Annotated in this window: 22 protein-coding genes and 3 pseudogenes; 13 read left to right on the top strand and 12 right to left on the bottom strand. The window is 72.8% G+C overall.

All coding sequences use genetic code 11. The annotated features are described in order from the left end of the window. On the bottom strand, positions 1 to 488 hold a 488-nt coding region (locus AC2W7G_RS01965), incomplete at its 3' end, for an ester cyclase (protein ID WP_485866954.1). 117 nt (positions 489 to 605) lie between these two features. Between AC2W7G_RS01965 and AC2W7G_RS01960 the strand changes: the two genes are divergently transcribed. The 6 genes and pseudogenes from AC2W7G_RS01960 to AC2W7G_RS01935 form a co-directional block, all read left to right on the top strand. Next, positions 606 to 1,199, top strand: coding sequence for a TetR/AcrR family transcriptional regulator (locus AC2W7G_RS01960; RefSeq protein ID WP_485866953.1), 594 nt, complete (start codon positions 606 to 608; stop codon positions 1,197 to 1,199). A gap of 262 nt (positions 1,200 to 1,461) precedes the next feature. Beyond that, positions 1,462 to 1,845: pseudogene (locus tag AC2W7G_RS01955) on the top strand (Glu/Leu/Phe/Val family dehydrogenase); the annotation flags it as partial. Between the two features lie 100 nt (positions 1,846 to 1,945). Continuing rightward, positions 1,946 to 2,619, top strand: a pseudogene (locus AC2W7G_RS01950) (Glu/Leu/Phe/Val family dehydrogenase). Positions 2,620 to 2,768: 149 nt separating this feature from the next. Next, positions 2,769 to 4,325: a sodium-dependent transporter gene (locus AC2W7G_RS01945; RefSeq protein WP_485866952.1), complete on the top strand. Its 1,557-nt coding sequence runs from the start codon at positions 2,769 to 2,771 to the stop codon at positions 4,323 to 4,325. Beyond that, positions 4,322 to 4,459 carry a methionine/alanine import family NSS transporter small subunit gene (locus tag AC2W7G_RS01940; RefSeq protein WP_485866951.1) on the top strand — a complete coding sequence of 46 codons (138 nt, stop codon included), beginning with the start codon at positions 4,322 to 4,324 and terminating at the stop codon, positions 4,457 to 4,459. Before AC2W7G_RS01945 ends, AC2W7G_RS01940 begins: the two co-directional genes overlap by 4 nt. 31 nt (positions 4,460 to 4,490) lie before the next feature. After that, positions 4,491 to 4,991 (top strand): annotated as a pseudogene (locus tag AC2W7G_RS01935) (DUF6226 family protein); the annotation flags it as partial. A gap of 180 nt (positions 4,992 to 5,171) precedes the next feature. Here the strand turns inward: AC2W7G_RS01935 and AC2W7G_RS01930 are convergent. Then, positions 5,172 to 6,020 (bottom strand): helix-turn-helix transcriptional regulator, encoded by an 849-nt coding sequence (locus AC2W7G_RS01930; RefSeq protein ID WP_485866950.1) that lies wholly within the window; start codon positions 6,018 to 6,020, stop codon positions 5,172 to 5,174. 100 nt (positions 6,021 to 6,120) lie between these two features. Here AC2W7G_RS01930 and AC2W7G_RS01925 point away from each other — a divergent pair, with 100 nt between their 5' ends. Beyond that, positions 6,121 to 6,879, top strand: coding sequence for an SDR family oxidoreductase (locus AC2W7G_RS01925; RefSeq protein WP_485866949.1), 759 nt, complete (start codon positions 6,121 to 6,123; stop codon positions 6,877 to 6,879). A 19-nt stretch (positions 6,880 to 6,898) separates the two neighbouring features. On the opposite strand, the gene AC2W7G_RS01920 is transcribed toward AC2W7G_RS01925, so the two are convergent. Continuing rightward, complete coding sequence (locus AC2W7G_RS01920; RefSeq protein WP_485866948.1) at positions 6,899 to 8,152, bottom strand: PP2C family protein-serine/threonine phosphatase; 1,254 nt, start codon at positions 8,150 to 8,152, stop codon at positions 6,899 to 6,901. A gap of 49 nt (positions 8,153 to 8,201) precedes the next feature. Then, complete coding sequence (locus AC2W7G_RS01915; protein WP_485866947.1) at positions 8,202 to 8,696, bottom strand: DUF3253 domain-containing protein; 495 nt, start codon at positions 8,694 to 8,696, stop codon at positions 8,202 to 8,204. A gap of 147 nt (positions 8,697 to 8,843) precedes the next feature. On the opposite strand from AC2W7G_RS01915, the gene AC2W7G_RS01910 reads away from it, so the two are divergent. Further along, entirely contained in the window at positions 8,844 to 9,227 is a 384-nt protein-coding gene (locus AC2W7G_RS01910; RefSeq protein ID WP_485866946.1) for a VOC family protein, read from the top strand. A gap of 57 nt (positions 9,228 to 9,284) precedes the next feature. Further along, entirely contained in the window at positions 9,285 to 9,746 is a 462-nt protein-coding gene (locus AC2W7G_RS01905) for a VOC family protein (protein WP_485866945.1), read from the top strand. Positions 9,747 to 9,760: 14 nt separating this feature from the next. On the opposite strand, the gene AC2W7G_RS01900 is transcribed toward AC2W7G_RS01905, so the two are convergent. Genes AC2W7G_RS01900 through AC2W7G_RS01890 form a run of 3 tightly spaced genes read right to left on the bottom strand, consistent with a single transcriptional unit; the run spans position 9,761 to position 10,716 of the window. Next, entirely contained in the window at positions 9,761 to 10,102 is a 342-nt protein-coding gene (locus AC2W7G_RS01900) for a DUF1801 domain-containing protein (RefSeq protein ID WP_485866944.1), read from the bottom strand. Between the two features lie 55 nt (positions 10,103 to 10,157). Beyond that, the gene (locus AC2W7G_RS01895; RefSeq protein ID WP_485866943.1) at positions 10,158 to 10,496 is read right to left on the bottom strand and encodes a DUF3140 domain-containing protein; all 339 of its coding nucleotides are present in this window, start codon (positions 10,494 to 10,496) and stop codon (positions 10,158 to 10,160) included. A gap of 4 nt (positions 10,497 to 10,500) precedes the next feature. After that, on the bottom strand, positions 10,501 to 10,716 hold the full coding sequence (locus tag AC2W7G_RS01890; protein WP_485866942.1) for a hypervirulence associated TUDOR domain-containing protein: 216 nt from the start codon (positions 10,714 to 10,716) through the stop codon (positions 10,501 to 10,503). Between the two features lie 169 nt (positions 10,717 to 10,885). Here AC2W7G_RS01890 and AC2W7G_RS01885 point away from each other — a divergent pair, with 169 nt between their 5' ends. From AC2W7G_RS01885 to AC2W7G_RS01875, 3 genes are all read left to right on the top strand, one after another. Beyond that, positions 10,886 to 11,737 carry a 3-hydroxyacyl-CoA dehydrogenase gene (locus tag AC2W7G_RS01885; protein ID WP_485866941.1) on the top strand — a complete coding sequence of 284 codons (852 nt, stop codon included), beginning with the start codon at positions 10,886 to 10,888 and terminating at the stop codon, positions 11,735 to 11,737. A gap of 96 nt (positions 11,738 to 11,833) precedes the next feature. After that, positions 11,834 to 12,010: a hypothetical protein gene (locus tag AC2W7G_RS01880; RefSeq protein ID WP_485866940.1), complete on the top strand. Its 177-nt coding sequence runs from the start codon at positions 11,834 to 11,836 to the stop codon at positions 12,008 to 12,010. Next, complete coding sequence (locus tag AC2W7G_RS01875) at positions 12,010 to 12,249, top strand: hypothetical protein (protein ID WP_485866939.1); 240 nt, start codon at positions 12,010 to 12,012, stop codon at positions 12,247 to 12,249. The genes AC2W7G_RS01880 and AC2W7G_RS01875 overlap by 1 nt, the downstream gene beginning before the upstream one ends. A gap of 10 nt (positions 12,250 to 12,259) precedes the next feature. Here AC2W7G_RS01875 and AC2W7G_RS01870 read toward each other — a convergent pair whose 3' ends face one another. Further along, positions 12,260 to 13,456 (bottom strand): MFS transporter, encoded by a 1,197-nt coding sequence (locus tag AC2W7G_RS01870; RefSeq protein ID WP_485866938.1) that lies wholly within the window; start codon positions 13,454 to 13,456, stop codon positions 12,260 to 12,262. 77 nt (positions 13,457 to 13,533) lie between these two features. Here AC2W7G_RS01870 and AC2W7G_RS01865 point away from each other — a divergent pair, with 77 nt between their 5' ends. Then, positions 13,534 to 13,968 carry a MarR family winged helix-turn-helix transcriptional regulator gene (locus AC2W7G_RS01865; protein WP_485866937.1) on the top strand — a complete coding sequence of 145 codons (435 nt, stop codon included), beginning with the start codon at positions 13,534 to 13,536 and terminating at the stop codon, positions 13,966 to 13,968. 3 nt (positions 13,969 to 13,971) lie between these two features. Here AC2W7G_RS01865 and AC2W7G_RS01860 read toward each other — a convergent pair whose 3' ends face one another. From AC2W7G_RS01860 to AC2W7G_RS01845, 4 genes are all read right to left on the bottom strand, one after another. After that, entirely contained in the window at positions 13,972 to 14,340 is a 369-nt protein-coding gene (locus tag AC2W7G_RS01860) for a hypothetical protein (protein ID WP_485866936.1), read from the bottom strand. An 84-nt stretch (positions 14,341 to 14,424) separates the two neighbouring features. Then, the gene (locus AC2W7G_RS01855; RefSeq protein ID WP_485866955.1) at positions 14,425 to 15,147 is read right to left on the bottom strand and encodes an EAL domain-containing protein; all 723 of its coding nucleotides are present in this window, start codon (positions 15,145 to 15,147) and stop codon (positions 14,425 to 14,427) included. Between the two features lie 47 nt (positions 15,148 to 15,194). Next, a complete protein-coding gene (locus AC2W7G_RS01850) occupies positions 15,195 to 15,848 on the bottom strand; it encodes a GGDEF domain-containing protein (protein WP_485866935.1) in 654 nt (217 codons plus the stop codon). 915 nt (positions 15,849 to 16,763) lie between these two features. Further along, a complete protein-coding gene (locus AC2W7G_RS01845) occupies positions 16,764 to 17,108 on the bottom strand; it encodes a hypothetical protein (RefSeq protein ID WP_485866934.1) in 345 nt (114 codons plus the stop codon). Positions 17,109 to 17,321 lie beyond the last annotated feature (213 nt).

Genomic DNA, 17,321 nt, shown 5'->3' with positions numbered 1-17,321 from the left:
CGACGGCCCCGCCCGCCTACGCCCCCCGGCGCGACGGCTCGGGCGGCCTCGATCGCCGACGCGAAGTCGGGCGCGGCGTCGAGCTGCGAGAACCACACGTTCGCCGCGTTGTAGCAGTTGAAGGTCTTGATCCGTCCGTCGCGCAGGTACCACAGGTCCGCCGCGGGAACGTCGATCCGCCGTCCCGTCGGACCGATCTCGGCCAGCGGGGTCGGGAATCCACCACGGTGAGTCCCCTGGATCCGCAGCTCCACCGCGACGACGTCGCCCATCGCGTGCACCGAGAGCAGCTCGCGGTGGATGTCGGGGAACGCGCCGGCCAGACCGGCCAGCGCCTGAGGGATCTGGTCCGTCCCGAAGCTGAGCCCGTTGGGCACGTCGTTGAACGTCCCGTCCTCGGTGAACAGGGCCTGGAATCCTGCCGGGTCCAGGGAGTCCCCCTCCGCCATCCGGTAGGCCGCGCGGACGACTTCCTCGTTGCTCGTCATGACTGTTCTCCTCGTGCTCGGCGTCGCGGCGCTGCTCGCCGCGCATGGTTGTTGACCGATCCGTCCATAACGTAGACGGTTCTGGAACGAACCGTCAACTACTGGTACCGTCGCGTCATGGCCAGGCCGAGGGAGTTCGACGAGCAGGCGGTCCTCGACGCGGCCCGCGAGCAGTTCTGGGCCACCGGCTACGCCGGCACGAGCATGGACGCCGTCGCCGCCGCCACCGGCCTCGGCAAGGGCAGCCTGTACGGGGCCTTCGGCGGCAAGCGGCAGCTGTTCCTGCGGGTCTTCGACTCCTACTGCGAGCGCGTCGCCGCCGACATGACGAGCGAACCAGTCCCCGACGACCAGGCCTACGAGCGCCTGTGCGCGCACGTCCGCGCCGTCGCGGCCAGCGTCGCCGCCGACACCCGGCACCGAGGGTGCCTCCTCGCGAAGGGTGCCGCCGAGCTCTCCGAACACGACCCCGACATCACCGCGCGGTCCCGCCGGACCCTCGAGGTCGTCGCCGACGCCCTCACCCGGGACATCCGCGCCGCCCAGCGACAGGGCGACCTCGACCCGGCGGCCGACCCCGAGCGGCTCGCCGACCTCGTCCTGGCGGTGCTGCGCGGGATCGAGGCGCTCGGCAAGGCCGGCATCGACCCCGACCGGCTCGAGCGCGTCGCCGAGGCAGCCCTCTCCGTTTTGCCCCGGACACGAGCCTGACCGGAGGAACCGGGACACTGCGTCCGACCACGCTCGCCATGCCTGAGAGGCAATCGATCCGGACGAGATAGGCATTGGACGGCATAGGCCAGACGCGCGAGCATGAACGTGCCCCATCTCACCGACGCCTTCGACGAGAGCGAGACACGTGACCGCCCAGGAAGCACCCCCGAACCCCACCGAGCACGGCCCCCTCACTGACGCCCGCCGTCAGCTCGCGGACGCCTGCGAGCGCCTCGGCCTGGACTCCGGGACGTTCGAGATGCTCGCCGTCCCCCGGCGCGAGATGACGGTGAGCATCCCGCTGCGCCGTGACGACGGGCGCGTCGAGGTCCTCGTCGGCCACCGCGTCCAGCACAACCTGTCGCGCGGACCGGCCAAGGGCGGGCTGCGGTTCAGCCCGCACGTCGACCTCGACGAGGTCCGCGCCCTGGCCATGTGGATGACCTGGAAGTGCGCCCTGCTCGACGTCCCGTACGGCGGCGCGAAGGGCGGCGTGCGCATCGACCCGCGCCAGTACAGCGAGGCCGAGCTGCAGCGGGTCACCCGCCGCTACGCCAGCGAGATCAGCCCGATCATCGGGCCGTCGCAGGACATCCCGGCCCCGGACATCGGCACCGACGAGCGGCACATGGCCTGGCTCATGGACACCTACTCGGTCACGCAGGGCCACACCGTCCTCGGCGTCGCCACCGGCAAGCCCATCGACCTGGGCGGCTCGCTCGGGCGCGGTCTCGCCACCTCCCGTGGCGTGGCCCACGTCGCGCTGGCCGCGCTCGACGTGCTGGCGTCACCCCGCGTCGGCGACCGCCGCCGTCCAGGGCTTCGGCAAGGTGCGGCGCCGGCGCGCCGAGCTCCTGGCTCGCGACGGCGTCCGCGTGGTGGCCGTCAGCGACCAGTACGGCGGCATCCACCACCGGCCGGGCTGGACGTCACCGCCCTGCAGCGGCACGTGCAGGAGACCGGCAGCGTGGTCGGGTTCGCCGGCGCCGAGCCGCTCGACAACGACCGGCTGCTCGAGCTCGACGTCGACCTGCTCGTCCCGGCCGCGGTCGAGGGCGTGCTGCACGAGGGCAACGCCGCGAACGTCCGCGCCCGCTGCGTCGTCGAGGGCGCGAACGGGCCCACGACCACCGCGGCCGACCGGATCCTGAGCGACAAGGGCGTCCTCGTCGTCCCGGACATCCTGGCCAACGCCGGCGGCGTGGTCGTGTCCTACTTCGAGTGGGTCCAGGCCAACCAGGCCTACTGGTGGAGCGAGGACGAGGTCAACGACCGCCTGGCCACGCGGATGCACGACGCCTGGACCCGCGTCCTGGAGCGGTCCCAGCGCGACGGGCTCAGCCTGCGCGACGCCGCCACCTGCATCGCCGTCGAGCGCGTCGCCCGAGCCCACCTGCAGCGCGGCCTCTACCCGTGAGCCGCTAGGAACCGGGAGGGGCGTCGGCGCTCCGTACCAGGCCGGCCCGCAGATCGCCTCCACACGCCGCGCGTCACGACCCGCCGGTGCCCGCGGCCCGGCTCGTCCTACGATGCCGTGACCGGACACGACGTGAGGGGGCTCACACCATGACGACGCCAGGCCCGGACCGGGGCGCAGCACAGGTCGAGACGCAGGAGGCGCGCCGCGGGGCGTTCTCGTCGCGGAAGGTCTTCATCCTCGCGGCCATCGGCTCGGCGGCGGGGCTCGGCAACATCTGGCGCTTCCCGTACGTCGCCTACGAGAACGGCGGCGGCGCGTTCGTCGTCCCCTACCTCGTCGCGCTGCTGACGGCGGGCCTGCCCTTCCTGTTCCTGGACTACGCGCTCGGCCACAAGCACCGGGGCTCCGCTCCCCTGTCGCTCGCCCGCGAGTCGCGCCGGACCGAGACGATCGGCTGGTGGCAGGTCGGCATCTGCTTCGTCATCGCCGTCTACTACGCGGCGATCATCGCCTACTCGCTGCGCTACACGTTCTTCTCGATCGACAAGGCGTGGGGCGACGACCCGGAGGGCTACTTCTTCGGTGACTTCCTGCAGACCAGCGACCCCGGCGTGACGCTGGACGTCGTCACCGGCGTGCTCGTCCCGCTCGTGCTCGTGTGGGTGCTGGTGCTGGTCATCATGGGCCTGGGCGTCCAGAAGGGCATCGGCGCGACGTCGGTCGTGTTCATCCCGCTGCTCGTCCTGGCCTTCGGCGCCCTCGTCGTGCGAGCGCTCTTCCTGCCCGGTGCCGCCGACGGCCTCGACACCCTCTTCAGCCCGGACTGGGTCGCGCTCGGCCACCCGTCGGTCTGGGCCGCGGCGTTCGGCCAGATCTTCTTCTCGCTGTCGATCGGCTTCGGCATCATGATCACGTACGCCTCGTACGTCGGGCGTCGCACCGACATGACCGGGTCCGGCCTGGTCGTCGGCTTCGCCAACTCCGGCTTCGAGCTGCTCGCCGGCATCGGCGTGTTCGCCGCCCTCGGCTTCATGGCCCAGGCCAGCGGCGTCGCGGTCGACGAGGTCGTCAGCAACGGCATCGGGCTCGCCTTCGTCGCCTTCCCGGCGATCATCAGCGAGGCCGCCGGCGGCTCGATCATCGGCGTGCTGTTCTTCGCCTCGCTGTTCATCGCGGGCATCACCTCGCTGATCAGCATCCTCGAGGTCGTCATCTCGGCCGTCCGCGACCGGTTCGACCTGGGTCGCGTCACCGCGGTGCTCGTGGTGGGCGTCCCGGCGACCGTTGTCAGCGTCGTGCTGTTCTCGACCACCAGCGGCCTGCACGTGCTCGACATCGTCGACTACTTCATCAACCGGTTCGGCATCCTGCTCGCGGCCGTCGTCATGATGGTCGTGCTCACGTGGGGCGTCCGCTCGCTCCCCCGGTTCGCCGCCCACCTCAACCAGCACGGGTCGCTGCATCTCGGACGCGTGTGGATGGCGCTGGTCGGCGTCGTGGCGCCGGTCGCCCTGGGCTACGTCCTGCTGCGCGACTTCCTCGACACCCTGGACGAGCCCTACGGCGGCTACCCGAGCTGGATGCTGAACGTGTTCGGCTGGGGCACGGCCGCTCTGGTCGTGGTGATCGCGCTCGGCATCACTCTCGTCCGCCGCAAGCCCGTGACCGACGCCGACGACACCGTGAAGGAGGCCGGCCGATGAGCACCGAGGCGATCGTCATGATGGTCGTGGCCATGCTGGTCCTGTGGGGCGGACTCGCCCTGGCCATCGTCAACCTGACCCGCTCCGACGCCGAGGACGTCCCCGAGGGCGACACCCTGCACCGCGACCTGTGACCTGACCGCGCCCGGGTGCCATGATCGCGCCATGACCACGGTGGACGAGCTGCAGGCCCTCGTCGAGCAGCGCTACGCGCGCCTCGACGCCCCGACCTGGGACGCGGTCTACGACTGGGAGGAGTCGTGGCCGCCGGACGAGACGTACTCGCGCGTCACCGATCCCGCGCGCTACCGGATCGTGCACCTGCGCGCGCGGGTCTGGGCCGACGTCCTGGCCGAGCGGCTGGACGCCCGGGTGGAGCCCCTGGGTCCCTACGCCGACCCGGAGCACCGGTCGCGCGTCGTCGTGGGCGGGAGCCGGCTCGTGCCCACGGCACCGGGTGCCCGCCCGCTGCTGCTCGTCGAGCTCGAGGTGCCGCAGAGGGCCGGCGCCCCGCTCCCCGTGCTGGACGTCGTCCTGGACCGGCCAGGCTTCGTCGTCGGGGGGTGGCCCGACTGCGGTTGCGACGCCTGCGACACGGGGTCGGCGGACCTGCTCGAGGCGGTGGACGACTCGATCCTGACCGTCGTGACCGGCCCGTACGCGATGCTGCGCGGCGACGGCTGGACGGCCGAGTGGTACCCCGACGGCGGCGGCGCGGGCGGCGACCCGGCCGTCGACAGCGACCGGCTCTATGCCCTCGCCCAACAGGTCGCCCACGGCGAGCCCGTCGTCCTGCCCCCGGGCACGAAGCACGTCTCAGCCGCGGCTGGCTCGGCTGACGCGGCCTCAGCGGGCGTCGGTGAACTGCTGCGTGCCGAGCACGGAGACCAGGCGCAGCTTCTCCTCGTCCTCGGTGTTCGGTGCGGCGGTGAGGACGAGCAGCGCCTGGGTCTGGTCCTCGGTGAGCAGCACCTGGCAGTCCAGCTCGATCGGACCGACCTCGGGGTGGATCAGCACCTTGTGGTCGGCGAACCGGCGGGCGACCTCGTGGCGGTCCCACAGCTCGGCGAACTCGGGACTGATCCGCTGCAGCTCGCGGACGAGCTCGCCCACGCGCGAGTCGGCGCCCATCGAGCCGTAGGCCGCCCGCAGGGACGCGACCTGCGCCCGGCTCTGCCGCGGACGGTCGTCCTCGGGGTAGCGCCGCCGCTCGGTCTCGGGCCGGGCGAACCAGCGGTACACCTCGCTGCGCTCGAGCCCGGTGTAGCCCGACGCGTCGCCGAGCAGCGCCCGCGCCGGACCGTTCTGCACCAGTACCTCGCCCAGCGGGTTGAGGACGAGCGCGGGGGTGTCGGAGAGGCGGTCCATGACCCGCAGCAGCGCCGGGGCGACGTACTCGGTCGGCGCCTCGCGGGCCGGGGCGTCGTGGCCGGCGACGCGGTACAGGTAGTCGCGCTCGTCCGGCGTCAGGCGCAGGGCACGGGCGATCGATCCGAGGATCTGCGTGCTGGGCTGCGGTCCGCGCTGCTGCTCCAGGCGCGTGTAGTAGTCGGTCGACATGAGCGCCAGGCTCGCGACCTCCTCGCGCCGCAAGCCCGCCGTGCGGCGTCGTGCACCGTCCGGCAGCCCGACGTCGCGCGGCCGCAGGGCGTTCCGGCGCCGGACCAGGAAGTCGGCAAGAGCGGGGCGGTCCATGCGCCGATCATGCCCGAGCCGGTCGAGCGCAGGCAGGGACCGCGGGTCCCCCGATGAGCCGACCCTGGCCCGTCCTCCGCCGGACGCGAAGACTCGAGCCATGAGAATCCACGGCAGCACCGTCTTCATCCCCGGCGCGACCAGCGGCATCGGCCTCGCCCTCGCCGTCGCCCTGCAGGCCAAGGGCGCCACGGTCGTCGTCGGCGGCCGGCGCACCGACCGCCTCGAGCAGGTCGCGGCCGAGCACGGGCTGGGCACCGTCGTCATCGACACCACTGACCCGGCCAGCATCCGGGACGCGGCACACCACGTCCTGGCCGAGTACCCCGACCTGGACGTCCTGGTGACGATGGCCGGCATCATGCGGGTCGAGGACTGGACGACGAGCGGCTTCGCCGAGAGCGCCGCCGAGACCGTCACCACGAACCTGCTCGGCCCGATCCGGCTCGTCGACGCGTTCATCGACCACCTGCGTTCCCGGCCGCACGCCACGATCATGACCGTCTCGTCGGGCCTGGCGTTCGCGCCGCTCATGGTGACGCCGACGTACAACGCGACGAAGGCGGCCATCCACATGCTCAGCGAGAGCATCCGGCTGCAGCTGAATGGGACGGGCGTCGAGGTGGTCGAGCTCGAGCCGCCGTCAGTGGCGACCGACCTCATGCCCGGCCAGAAGGACAGCCCGTTCGCGATGCCGCTGGACGCCTTCGTCGCCGAGGTCGTCGAGCTGATCGAGACCCAGCCGGACGCGACCGAGATCCAGGTCGAGAACGTCAAGTTCCTGCGCTACGGCGAGGCTCGCGGCGACTACGACCAGGTCGTGGCGACGCTCAACCGGCTCGACCCGCACGGCCGCTGAGGCGCGAGCGGCTCGTGCCTCAGTCCTCCATGACGGTCTGGGGCACGAGCCGGTTCTCGGTGTCGCGGCGCCACTCCACCAGCAGCACCGTGGCGTCGTCGCCCAGCACGGTGCCCTCGTCGGAGATCAACGTTCGCTTGAACCGGCGCAGCGTCTCGGGCGCCGGGCGCTGGGCGGCCGACTCGTGCTCGACGTACTCGACCAGGCCCTCCACGTCCAGGAAGGTGCCGTCGGGCCGTCGGGCCTCGGTGACGCCGTCGGTGTACATGAGCAGGACGTCCCCGGGCTCCAGCTGCTCGCGACCGACCACCGGCTCCGGGCCGCCGGGGACGCCGAACGGCGTGGAGGGCACCGTCTGGAGCAGCTTCACCATCCGCCCGTCCCGCACGAGCAGCGGCGGCGGGTGCCCCGCGTTGACCCACTCGATCACGCCGGTCTCGTGGTCGAGCCGGCCTACCACCCCGGTGACGAAGTGGTCGTCGCCGAAGTTCTCGTCGATCGCCGCGTCGATCACGGCGTAGGTCTCGGCGAGGTCGAGACCCCGGCGTCGCGCGTGGCGGTACGCCGCCAGGACGAACGTGCTGAGGCGCGCCGCGGTGAGCCCGTGCCCGAGGCCGTCGAAGATGGCCAGGTGGACGGCGTCGTCGTTGACCGCGTAGTCGAAGGCGTCGCCGCCGTTCTCGTAGGCCGGCTCCAGCATCGCGGCGATGACGAGGCCCTCGGTCGCGAACGTCATGGGGGGCAACGTCGACCACAGCAGCTCGGCCCCCAGGTCCATCGGACGGCTGCGCTGGGCGAGCTCGAGCGTGTCGCCGTACACGCGCTTGGACGCCAGCGACATGGCGGTGGCGTGGGCGAACCGCTCCAGGACCCTCAGCAGGTCGTAGGACGGACCGTCGGCGTCGCGCCACACCTCCGCCGGCAGGCACAGCTCGAGCACGCCGAGCCGGTCCGTGCCGTCGACCACGGGCAGCAGGACGCGGGCGATCCCGTCCTCCGGCGGGACGACCAGGATCTTGGCGCCGGTGAAGCACCGTCCGGCCATGGTCGCGTCCACGTCCTGCACGGTGGGCTCGACCGGACCGTCGTGCGCCAGCGGCACGAGGGCGGTCTCCTCGCGGTTCACCCAGTACAGGGTGCTGGCGCGCGCCTGCAGCGCGGTGCGCGCCTCCTCGACGATCACCCGGGCGACGTCCGACGGCCGCGACAGGTGCGTCCGCCGCAGCAGCCCCTCGAAGAGGTCAGCGGCGACGCGACGCCAGTCATCGTCCATCGCCCCACCCTGGCAGCACGAGGGGTGCGCCGCGCGCTGGAGCGGACCATCACTCCGACGCGGGCAGCCGCAGCCGCACCGGGCCGCGGACGCCGACGTCCAGGTCGACCGGCTCGCCCTTCTGGGTGACCACGAGCTCGCCGCGCCGCGCCATCGTCGCCGCGACGGCGCGGACCTGCTCCATCCGCGTGCGCCAGTGCTCTCCACCGACGACGCGGGCGACGTCGCTGGGGCAGATCGTGCGGCCGGCGCGCTTGCGCAGCAGCGCCCGGGTGGTCGCCTCCGTCCGCACGGTCAGGTCGGCGTCGTCGAGCTCCTCCCACCACCGGGGGCCCCGCTCGCCGAGGGCGACCTTGGCGTCCTGGACCCGGGCGCGGGCGTCCGGCTCCTTCGCCCGGACGGCGCGGCGGGCCGACATCAGCTCGTCGACCAGCTCCTGGCGCAGCACCGCCGGGATGGACGGGTCGCTCGCCCGCCAGCGGCGTCCGCCGATGACGAGGTAGCGACCGTCCTCGGTCCGCTCGACGTCCTCCGCGTCCGGCACGCTCCACCTCCCCCGCTCGTCCCGCCACCGTAGTGCGGACGTCAGGGAGCGGCACGCGGTCGGTCCGCCGTCCGTCCGCAGCACCGTTGACCGGTCCGAGCGGCCGGTCGTTCACTGGACGGTGCAGACGCGTCCAGAGGAGGCAGCATGTCCGGCAGAGTCGTCCACTTCGAGATCCCGTTCGACGACGGCGACCGCGCTCGCGCGTTCTACGCCGAGGCGTTCGGCTGGCACGTCGAGCACGTGCCCGGCATGGGCTACACGCTGGTGCAGACCGGTCCGACCGAGGCCGAGCGGGGCCCGACCGAGCCCGGGTTCATCAACGGCGGCATGTTCGAGCGCAGCGACGACTTCCCCGGCAAGGGACCGAACGTCGTCGTCGACGTGCCCGACATCGACGAGACGCTGCAGCGGATCGAGGCGGCCGGCGGTCAGGCGGTCGGCGCCCGGACGCCGGTCGGCGACATGGGGTTCGCGGCCTACTTCCTCGATCCCGAGGGCAACCTGCTCGGCCTGTGGGAGAACGCCTGAGCGGCGCCTGTCGGTGGCCCACGGCAGCCTGGACCACCTCGAGCGAAGGAGCCGCCGATGAGCCGACAGGTGCAGGTCACGTTCGACGCCCGCGACCCACGGGCCCTCTCCACGTTCTGGCGGGACGCGCTGGGCTACGTCCATCCCGGGCCGCCGGGCGTGGACGTCCCGCCGGGCACCGACCCGCTGGACGCGTGGGACGTCTTCCTCGAGCGCATCGGGGTGCCGCCCGGCGAGCGCAACACCCGCTCGGTCATCGAGGACCCGGCCGGCGAGGGACCGCGGCTGTTCTTCCAGCAGGTGCCCGAGTCCAAGGCGGGCAAGAACCGTGTGCACCTGGACGTCCGGACCGCGCCCGGCCTCGTTGGCGACGCCCGCATGGACGCGCTCGAGGCCGAGTGCGAGCGACTCGTCGCGCTCGGCGCCCGGCGGCTGGAGCGGTTCGACCCGCAGCCTCCGCTCTCGGCCGGCCACCTCGTGCTCGCCGACCCCGAGGGCAACGAGTTCTGCCTCGACTGAGCCGTGGCGACGCCTCAGGCGCGGTTCAGGTCGACGGCCTCCCGGACCAGCGCGACGAAGGCCGCCTCGTCGAGGTCGTCGCCCTCCCGCACGTCGATCGCCCGCCGGGTGCCGGCGTCGAGGCTGGCGTTGAACAGGCCGGTCGGGTCGGCCAGGGACGCACCCCGGGCGAAGGTGACCTTGACCTTGTCGCGGTACGTCTCCACGGTGCACAGCAGGCCCGAGCACGAGAACGTCGGGACCCCGTCGGGGTTGGTCGGCTTGCGCCACTTCACCTCCTCGACCACCTCGGCGTCCGCCGAGGCGACGAGGGACCGCAGCCGGTCCACGGTGCGGGCGCGCCAGTCGTCGCTCATGGACGGACCGTACCGGCGTCCGGGTGCGCGACGGAACTGACCTCCTCCACCACGGTCAGGCCAGCGGGTCGTGCCCCCAGTTCATCAGCGAGTATCGCCAGTCGGTGTCGGTGACGTCGCCCTCGGGCCGCTGGGCCAGGTGGCGATGGACGTAGCCGACGACCTTGCGCATGTGGGCGGCGTCGTCGGCCGTGAGGTCGGTCTTGTTCGTCCGCAGGATCTGCACGATGCGGCGTCCGGACGCGTGCCCGGTGGACTCGCCGCCCGAACCCTTGTCGCCGACGGCCCTCGACTCGTCGGTGTCGAGGAAGTCCTCGAGCTGCTTGGCGGTGAGGTTGACCGCCTCCTGCCAGTCGTCCCAGACCTCGGCGACCGCGTCGTCGGTCGTCGCCATCGGGTCAGCCCTTCTTCCGGGTGAGGGCGTCGGGCTTGTGCACGGCCTCGCCGCCGCTCTTCTCGCTGCGCACCAGGTACTGCGGCTCGTCCTCGCTGGCCCGGACGGTGCGTCCGCCGGCCTCGGTGTCGGAGGTGATCTTGCGGACCACCTCGCCCTCGGCCTCGCCGCCATGGCTCTTCCACGTCACGTGGTCGCCCTGCTTGAACTCCTGCGTCATAGCGCCTCCTCGTCGTCGGTCGGGCGAGGGATACCCGCCGGGCCGGCGTCCAGACGGCCGCGGCCCCGGCACGTCTCGTGCCTCACATCGCGGAACAACGACCGATGGTCGCGCGCTGCACCTGGTAGCCGCCTGTCCTGGCGACGAACCGCTTCAGGAAGGACACCTCATGCAGAACCTCACCGTGCTCGGCACCGGCGTGCTCGGGTCGCAGATCATCCTCCAGGCCGCGTACCACGGCAAGGACGTCGTCGCGTACGACGTCAGCGACGACGCCCTGGCCAAGCTCCCCGCGCGCTGGGAGTTCCTGCGCGCCCGCTACCTGGCCGACCTGCCCGACGCCACCGACGAGCTGGTCGACGCCGCGATCGGACGCATCCGCGCGACGAGCGACCTGGCCGACGCGCTGAGCGACGCCGACCTCGTCATCGAGGCCGTGCCCGAGATGCTCGAGATCAAGCGCGAGACCTGGGCCAAGGTCGCCGAGGTGGCACCGGAGAAGACGATCTTCGCCACCAACTCCTCGACGCTGCTGCCGAGCGACATCGCCGACGCGACCGGACGTCCGGGACGCTTCCTGGCGCTGCACTTCGCCAACGAGATCTGGAAGAACAACACCGGCGAGGTCATGGGCCACGCGGGCACCGACGCGGACGCCTTCGAGGCCGTCGCCGGCTTCGCCGAGGAGATCGGCATGCTGCCCATCCGCGTGCTCAAGGAGCAGCCCGGCTACGTGCTGAACTCGCTGCTCGTGCCGCTGCTGAGCGCCGCCGCCGACCTGTGGGTGCGCGGGGTCGCCGACATCGAGACCATCGACCTGACCTGGCGCAAGGCCACCGGCGCCCCCGCCGGCCCGTTCCAGATCTTCGACGTCGTCGGCATGGAGACGCCGTACAACCTGAACGTCCACAGCGACGACCCGGTCAAGCGCGAGTTCGCCGAGCGGATCAAGCGCGAGTACATCGACCAGGGCCGGATGGGCATCGCCACCGGCAAGGGCTTCTACGACTACACCGCCTGACGGCCGATCGTCACGCAGGCAGGGCCCCGGGACCGTACGGTTCCGGGGCCTCCTGCGTCTGCGGTTTGCGCGGTGCTCGCGTGACACAGTGGTCCCATGGACGAGATGCCACCGGTGTACCGCGTGGTGTGGGACGACGCCCGGCTGTCCGTCCGGCCGGTGCTCGGCGAGCGCGACGGTTTCGTGGCCGAGGTGCCCGTTCCGGTGAGCACCGCCCTCGGCCCGCTCGGGTGGAGCTGCCGCGCGACCCTGCCGTCACGTACCTGCGGCTGATGCCGGAGCACTGCGCCGGCTTCGCCGTGTGGGGTGAAGAGGGCTTGGTCGTCCCCGACAGCTTCAGCCTGACCGAGGAGCTCGTGCGTCACGTCGAGGCCTGGAACCTGGAGTGGGAGCGCAACGCCGACTTCGACCAGCCCCTCCCGCCCGCCTGGGAGCAGCAGGGGCACCGTCTGCGGGACGAGCTCAAGCGTCAACTCGGCCCCGACGACCACGAGGTCGTCCTGCACCCCTGAACGGTCTTCCCTACCGGCGCGAGCCGGCCGCCTGCTCGGCCCCGACGAGCACGAGCAGCGCCCCGAGGGCGAGCGCGGCGCCCACCCAGATCGGCGAGGTGTAGCCGAGGCCGGCGGTGATGGTGAGGCCGCCGAGCCACGCGCCCATCGCGTTGCCGACGTTGAAGGCGGCGATGTTCGCCCCGCTGGCCAGCGTGGGCGCCTCCCCCGCGTACGTCATGATCCGCATCTGCAGGCCGGGCACGGTGGCGAACCCGAACGCGCCCATGAGCAGAAGCGAGACGACGGTCGCCGCCCGCGACTCGGCCGTGAGGGCGAAGACGACCATGACCGCGGTCAGCGCGGCGAGCACGACCAGCAGCGTCCGCGGCACCGACACGTTGGCCGCGCGGCCGCCCAGGAGGTTGCCGACGAACAGACCGGCGCCGAACAGCACGAGCAGCCACGGGACCGCCCCCGAGGCGAACCCGCTCACCTCGGTCAGGGTGTAGGCGATGTAGGTGAAGGCGCCGAACATGCCGCCGAAGCCGAGCACGGTCATGAGCAGCGAGAGCCACACCTGGCCGCTGCGGAACGCCCGTACCTCGCGGCGCAGGTCGCCCGGCTCGCCGTCGTCCGCGGTGGTCGGCACGAGCACGGCGATGGCGACCAGCGCCACGACGCCGATGGCGGTGATGGCCCAGAAGGTCGAGCGCCAGCCGAGCTGCTGGCCCAGGAACGTCCCCATCGGCACGCCCAGCACGTTGGCGATCGTGAGCCCGCCGAACATGAGCGCGATGGCGCCGGCGCGCTTGGCCGGGGCGACCATGCTGGCCGCCACGACCGAGCCGATGCCGAAGAACGCACCGTGGCACAGCGCCGCCACGACGCGGCCGGCCAGCATCACCTCGTACGTCGAGGCGACGGCGGACAGCAGGTTGCCCACGACGAACAGCACCATGAGGCCGAGCAGGACGTTCTTGCGGGGCAGGCGGGTGACGGCCGCGGTGAGCGCGATCGCCCCGACGGCGACGCTGAGCGCGTAGCCGGAGATCAGCCAGCCGGCCGTCGCCTCGCTGACCGCGAAGTCGCCGGCCACCTCCGGCAGCAGGCCGGCGATGACGAACTCGGTGAGGCCGATGCCGAAGCCACCGACGGCCAGGGCGAGCAGGCCGGCCGGCATCCGGCTCTGTGCGGGTGCAACATCCCGCGCGTGCAAAGAAGTCATGTCGACGAACGTAGTTGCACACGCGGGATATTGCAAAGCGCTGGTAGAGTGACCTCGGACATGCCCGAGGAGGAACCATGGGGATCAGCGACGACGCCGTCGAGGTGCGCGCCCAGGGCTGGCGCCGGCTCGCCGCCCTGCACCAGCTCATCGAGTCGCGCCTGGAGAAGGCGCTGCAGGCCGAGCACGGACTCTCCGTCGTCGAGTTCACCGTCATGGACGCGCTGTCGCGCCAGGACGGCTTCCACCTGCGCATGGCCCAGCTCGCCCGCGCGGCCGGCCTGTCCCCCAGCGCGTCCACCCGGCTGGTCAACCGGCTCGAGGACCGCGGGTTCCTGACCCGCATCCTGTGCGCCGACGACCGGCGCGGCATCTACACCGAGCTCACGGCGGCGGGGCGCACGGCGCTCGACGACGCCCACCCCACCCACGACGAGACCCTGCAGAAGGCGCTCGCCGAGGCCGAGGGCATGCCCGAGCTGGCCGACCTCGTGCGCACCGTCTCGGGCTGACCCTCACCCGCGCGGCCGGAACCCCGAGCACAGCACCCGCAGGTAGGTGATCCGGTCGTCCTCCGTGCGGTAGTAGACCTGCTGCTCGACGGTGTGCGGACCGCGGTCGTTGACGACGTCGAAGCGGTACGCGACCTGCTGGACGTCCACCACCGCCGGCCCGCGCTGGAAGCGGGTCAGCGCCTCCACGCGGTCGGAGTCCTCGAACCAGTGGCCGAGCACGGCCTCCACGACGTCCGCGACGGTGGTGCCCTCCCACGCGCGTCCGGCCGTGAGGCCGCGGAAGTCCACGTCCGGGGCGAGCACGGACGTCAGGGCGTCGCGGTCGTGGTCGGCGATCGCGTGGACGAGTCGTTCGACGGGGTCGTTCATGAGGATCCTTCGGCCGTCAGCACCAGTAACGCGCGCACCCGCCCGCCAGTCAACCCCCGGCACGCCGCAGGGCCCTGCGACCGCTCAGCGACGGACGCCGAGACGCTCGTCGAGCCAGGCGCGCAGCGCACTCGCGTCGACGGGACGCGAGTGCAGGTAGCCCTGCGCGACGTCGCAGTCGAGCTCGCGCAGCGCCGCGAGGGTCGCCTCGTCCTCGACGCCCTCGGCCACGACCCGCAGCCCCAGCCGGTGGGCCAGGTCGATGGTGCCCGCGACGACGGCGTGGGTGCGGTCGTCCTGCAGCATCCGCTGCACGAACGAGCGGTCGATCTTGAGCTCGTCGACCGGCAGGTCGGCCAGGTAGGCCAGGGACGAGTAGCCGGTGCCGAAGTCGTCGATGCTGAGGCTCACGCAGCGCTCGGACAGCGTGCCGAGCACCCGCGGCACGGCGTCGGCGTTCTCCATGAGCACGGTCTCGGTGATCTCCAGCGCGAGCAGGTGCGGACTCACGCCGCTCGCCGCGAGCGCGTCCGCCACGAGCGACTCGAGCCGGTGATCCAGGAACAGCGACGAGGAGAGGTTGACCGAGACGCGCAGCGGCATCCCCTTGCGCTCCCAGCAGGCGGCCTGGGCGGCCGCCTGCGCCAGGACGGCCGCGGTGAGCGGACGCATGAGGCCGTTGCGCTCGACGAGGTCCACGAACGCGTCCGGGTACAGGAGCCCGTGCTCAGGATGGGACCAGCGCACGAGCGCCTCGACCCCGACGACCGCGCCGGTCCGGGTGTCGACCTGCGGCTGGTAGTGCACCACCACGTGCCCGACGCCCGGGGCGGGCTCGGCGGCCAGCAGGCCGGTCAGCTCGTCCACCCGGTCGCGGACGGCGCGGGCGGCTGCCTCGACGCCCGGGTCGTAGTAGGCGACGTGGCGCTCGGCCCGTTTCGCCACTGCATGGCGACGTGGGCGCGGCGCAGCAGCTCGTCGGGGTCCGTCGCGGCGTCGGCCGGCCCGGCCCGGACGATGCCGACACTGGCCCGCAGGGCCAGCGACGCGGAGCCGACCCGGACCGGACGCTCGAGGGCCAGGACCAGCTCGTCGGCCGTCGTCGCCGGGTCGGAGGCGTCGGGCTCCCCGAGCACCACGACGAACTGGTCGCCGCTGACCCGGGCGACGTCCGAGGGCGGCAGCAGCGCACGCAGCCGGGACGCCATGGCCCGCAGGACAGCGTCGCCCGCGGCCGGTCCGAATCGGTCGTTGACGTCCCGGAAGCCGCGAAGGTCGATCGCCAGCAGGGCGACCGCGCCGCCGCGGGGCAGGTCGGTCCATGGCCCGCACGAGCGCCGGCCGAGGCCGCGGCGGTTTGCCCAGGCCGGTGAGCTCGTCGGTGCGCGCGTCCACCCGGCTCTGGCCCGCAGCCTCGATCTCGCGCACGACCCCGGCGGTCCGGGAGATGCCGACGAGCGCGGCGACCCCGCCGACCAGTCCCGCCGCGAGCGAGTCCTCCACGTCAATGACGACCGCGGCGACCAGCACGAGGATCGCGCCGGTCACCAGCGCGAGCGACCAGCTCGTCGTCAGCGGCGGCCGCTCCCCCTCGATCCGGCGGGTGAGCAGCGGGCGGTGCAGCGCCACGACCGCCGCGCTGCAGATGACGACCTGGCCGAGCGAGCTGACCAGCTCGGTCACGTGGAAGCCCTGCGGCACGACGAGCACCTGGGCCAGGACGAGCGCGACGGACGCCACGAGCACGCCCCACAGCCGCGGCTTCAGCCCCATCCCGGCGAGCAGGCCCACGGTCAGGCACGCTCCCACGAGGACGAGCCCGAGCGCGATCTGCACGAGGACCACGACCTCCTCGGCGGTCGTCCAGCCGGCCGTCTCCAGCACGCGGCCGTCGGTCAGCAGCAGCCCGGCGCCCACGAGGCCGGCGACCATGCCCAGGGCGTTCGTCCAGTCGCCCCGGTCGGGGACGCCGGACCCGAGCCGGTCCCACAGCAGCACGGCGCGGAAGCCCAGCACGGCTGCGACGACCGACCCGGTGACGAAGCCGGCGGCGTGCGGAACGTCCAGGTGCGCGGCGTGGACGACCGCGTCGGCGCCCAGCCCCGAGCGCGAGCGCGTACCCGCCCCAGCCGACGGCGCGCTGCGGGCGCTGGTCGCGGTAGGCCGAGACCCGGCGCAGCATCCAGCGCACCTGCACCACCAGCATCACGGCGGCCGCGCCCTGCAGCAGCGCGTGGTCCGGGTGCATCACCACGGCCACGGCCTGCACCAGCACGGTCGCGAGCGCGAGCGCCACCGGGGCGGCCAAGCCGGGCCCGGCGTCCTCGACGAGGGGGGCGTTCGTGCGGGTGCGGTCCGAGATGTTCATGCCGCCGCCCCATCGGCCGTGGGACGTGGCGGTTGAGCAGAACGGGCGGGACCGCTCAGGCCCAGTGCGCGTAGACCTTCTCGCGCTGCGCGGCGGCGCCCTCGCCGTGCCCTGCACCGACCTCGTCGTGCTCGACGGTGACGACGAGCGCGTCCAGCCGCGGCTCCTGACGACGCCGGCAGTCCTCGGCCACGAGGTCGAGGATGCGCCCGAACCCGTTCGCCGGGTGCGGCAGGCCGAGGTCCTCCTTGAGCGCGCCATAGGTCGTCGTCGACCGGGCGCGGGCCAGCTCGACCAGGCGCTCGCGGACGCGCGGGGCCCAGATGGCGTCCAGGGCGGTGACGTTGCGCAGGCGTCCGTTCACCATCACGCGGTCACCGGCCCGCACCGTGAAGGTCATGGCGACATCGTGCCAGTCGTCACAGGTCGCCGCGCGGCTCCGTCGCCCGCGGACGCGGACGTCCGGCGCGCCGGGCAGCCGATAGCGTGCCGTCATGCGTCCGATGTCGATCGTCGCCCTCCCCTCCGCCGTGCTCGGGACCGCCGGCCGGGTGGACGCCGCGGAGGAGGCCCGATGAGCGCCGAGCGCGTCGGGAGCCTCGTCGTCGGCGGC

The sequence above is a fragment of the Aeromicrobium sp. PFPM2_SD2 genome (assembly GCF_057364525.1).
The sequence above is the reverse complement of the archived record's forward strand: the minus strand, read 5'-3'. Positions and strand labels throughout refer to the sequence as shown.